Here is a 3,294-nt window from a genome sequence, read left to right as displayed (position 1 = left end):
GTATATTAACCTTATTCCTCTCTTTTGTTCTTTCTAATTTATCCTTAAATTTAATGAATTGTAAACTTAAGATGTGTATAATTCATTGCTAGTTAGAGCTTACTTACGAAAATTCCGCTGGAATTTTCTATCTGTGATTTGTTTGCTAACTTTATTGCTTAAACACGCAACGAAATCATACACGAGACCGTTAGCCATAATATAAAACCAACAAATGGACTTTTTAATAATCATAATTGCAATCGTCTTAATTATAGTCGGATTTAGCAGAATGAAAAAGTCGAATAAAAACACTTCGACAACTAATTCTGGAAAAAACAAGTTGTAACAAAAACAATTAAGAAAGAAGTTGCTTTACAACCCGTAAAGAATAAAAGTACATTCAAACCAATTGCATTAATCCTCGACACAGAGACGACTGGATTAATAAATGACAATTCGATTAGAGTTACAAAACAAAATGTTATTGACCATTCAGACAACTTCCCAAGAATTGTTCAACTCGCTTTTATGTTAGTTGATATTAATGGAAATTACGATGGTGAAACTTTTTATATAAAACAGAAAAAGGATATTCCAAAACAAGCAATAAAAATTCACGGAATTACGAACGAAAAATGTGAAAAAGAAGGTGTTGAATTAGAAAAAGCTCTATCAGCATTGACTGTTGCCTCAACAAAAGTAGATGAGATTGTAGGACACAATATTGCGTTTGACTATAAAGTATTGCACGCTGAATTTGTAAAAGCTGGAATTCCATTTTCATTAAAGAAAAAGAACAAAGTTGACACAATGAAATTGACAGGAAAACAACTTGGACATAAATATGGATTTAAAATTTCATTATATAATTCAGCTGACAAACTGTTTGGAAATAAAAAGGAATGGCAAGCACTTAAACCGAATTTGAAAGAACATAATGCCGAAAGTGATATTATAGTGACTGCTTTAATTTATAATATGCTAAATGGAAAATAAAATACTATGGCTAACACCGTATATAATTTATTGCTAGTTCTAGCCTACTTACGAAAATCCTCGCGGATTTTCTATTAGGTTTTTATTTGCTAAATTTAGTGCTTAAACCACGCAACAAACCATATACAAACACGTTGGCAGCAACCTGAAAAACGAACTGAATGCTAAATAAACAAATAATAGATTTCAACGAAAATCTAATTGGATTAAGAGATTTTGTTGAATTAATTGACCCTTTTCTGAATGAAAAAATAGAAGAAGGAGATCAACACATTCAACCGATTATAATGTCTGCAATGCTTAAAGAAGTTTTAAGTAACGAAGAAAATATTGACGAAAAAGACAAGGACAAGTTTATTGAATTTCAAGAGAAAATAACAAAAGATTTAGAAGAAAAATATAAGGAAATTCCCGAAGTAAAATTTGAGAAAAAAGAAAATGATAGCGAAGAAAAATATGCTATCAAAATTTCTCATTCAAACAATGAGGTTTCAAAGCATTTAGAAAATGTTAAGAAAAACAGGAAACATATAGAGTTGCTATATACAAATTCACTTATTTCAGCTTTAAGTTCAGTAGAATGGTTTTTTTCACAATTACTACATTTTTATTATGATAAACATCCAGAATCTGCAGGAGTTCAAAAAAGGACAATGACACTTACAGAATTAAAAAGCTTTGGAAGTATAGAAGATGCTGAAAAATACTTAATTGATATAAAGATTGACGAAATTTTAAGAGGAAACTTCGAAAGCTGGATAACGCTTTTAAAATCAGACTTATCTCTTGGTCTTGGATATTTAAATGACATAAAAGATGAATTAATAGAAGTTTATCAAAGAAGAAATCTTTTTGTTCATAATGGAGGTGTTGTAAATTCAATATATCTTTCAAAAGTTAGCGAAAATCAAAGAAATGGAATATCACTAAATGATAAACTGACTGTCAATAAAGAATATTTAAATAATGCTATCTGCAAACTTCAAAAAGCTTTCATACTTATTGGTGCTGAACTTTGGAAAAAATTAAGTCCAGATGATACTTCAAGGGGAGAAATTCTTGGAGATATTGTTTACGAAAACTTACTACACTCACGTTGGGACATTTGTGAAGGATTATGTTTTTTCTCTTTAAAAGATGCTCAAGTTCATCCTGTAGATAAAGTAATAGCTCAAATTAACTATTGGTTATGTAAGAAAGAGCAAGGAGACTATAAGTCAATTGAAAAAGAAATTGAAAAAGCTGATTTTTCAGATAAAAAAGAAATTTTTCAATTGGGACTTTTTGGGCTACGTGGAGAAACAGAAAAGATTATAGAAATTTTACCATCAGTTCTTGAAACTAAACAAACTAACATCGAAAGATTACAAGAATTTCCATTATTAAGAGAATTTAGAGAAACGAAAGAATACAGTGAATTTAAGAAAGAATCAAAATTCTTCAAGGAAGATAATATGGAAGTAATAACACCTGAAATTGTTGAAAAAGAATAAAAGGCAGCTGCCAACACCGTATATAATTTATTGCTGGCTTCTCGCCTACTTACGAAAGTCCTCGCGGACTTTCTTGGTCGGTAATTATTTACTAAATTAGTTACTTAAACCACGCAACAAACCATATACAACAACGTTGGCAACAATTTGGAAATGATACGTATTTGATGTATATTTACACCAAAATAAAAAATTATGTCAAGACAAAGTATATCATTTACCGAACCGAACGACGAATGGCTAAAAGCCCAAGTGAATAAGAATGAATATTCAAGTAAAAGTGAATTAGTAAACGATTTAATCAGACAAGCCAGAAAACAGCAAATTCAAATTGATTGGGTTAGAGCCAAACTCGATAAAGCTGAAAAAAGCGGATTTACGAGTGACAATAAAAACGAAATTTTAGCTCAATCAAAGTCCTTATTGAATGGCTAAATACAGATTAAGTAACGAAGCCAAAAACGATTTAATACGAATTCACCATTACGGAGTTAAAAAATTCGGAATGAATCAAGCCGATAAGTATTTTGAATCATTTTTTGAATATTTTGACATTATTTCCCAAAGACCTTATTCTTTTGAATCGGCTGAATATATAAAAAAAGATTATAGACGTTGTGTTTGTGGATCTGATAGTATCTATTTTAAAGTTAATGAAGATATTATAGATATAATGGCAATTGTTGGAAGACAGGACTTGAATGAAAAACTATAACGGAATAATAAAAACTGTTGCCAACAAAGTACTGTGCTAAAAAACAAGTAAAATCCCATTAATTTTTCACTAGCGTACTTTTATATGTTGCATCAAATATTAACCCAG

Annotated in this window: 4 protein-coding genes; all 4 read left to right on the top strand. The window is 29.8% G+C overall.

What is annotated here, in order from left to right:
* Positions 1-336: 336 nt before the first annotated feature.
* The 4 genes from BLT80_RS19715 (at position 337) to BLT80_RS19700 (ending at position 3,186) form a co-directional block, all read left to right on the top strand.
* Positions 337-978 carry a 3'-5' exonuclease gene (locus tag BLT80_RS19715; RefSeq protein ID WP_092471251.1) on the top strand — a complete coding sequence of 214 codons (642 nt, stop codon included), beginning with the start codon at positions 337-339 and terminating at the stop codon, positions 976-978.
* Positions 979-1,139: 161 nt separating this feature from the next.
* Complete coding sequence (locus BLT80_RS19710) at positions 1,140-2,471, top strand: hypothetical protein (protein ID WP_092471249.1); 1,332 nt, start codon at positions 1,140-1,142, stop codon at positions 2,469-2,471.
* 195 nt (positions 2,472-2,666) lie between these two features.
* A complete protein-coding gene (locus BLT80_RS19705) occupies positions 2,667-2,906 on the top strand; it encodes a ribbon-helix-helix domain-containing protein (protein WP_042507096.1) in 240 nt (79 codons plus the stop codon).
* The gene (locus BLT80_RS19700) at positions 2,899-3,186 is read left to right on the top strand and encodes a type II toxin-antitoxin system RelE/ParE family toxin (RefSeq protein WP_092471247.1); all 288 of its coding nucleotides are present in this window, start codon (positions 2,899-2,901) and stop codon (positions 3,184-3,186) included. The genes BLT80_RS19705 and BLT80_RS19700 overlap by 8 nt, the downstream gene beginning before the upstream one ends.
* Positions 3,187-3,294: the final 108 nt, after the last annotated feature.

This window comes from Winogradskyella thalassocola, from assembly GCF_900099995.1.
GTDB lineage: Bacteria > Bacteroidota > Bacteroidia > Flavobacteriales > Flavobacteriaceae > Winogradskyella > Winogradskyella thalassocola.
The sequence above is the reverse complement of the archived record's forward strand: the minus strand, read 5'-3'. Positions and strand labels throughout refer to the sequence as shown.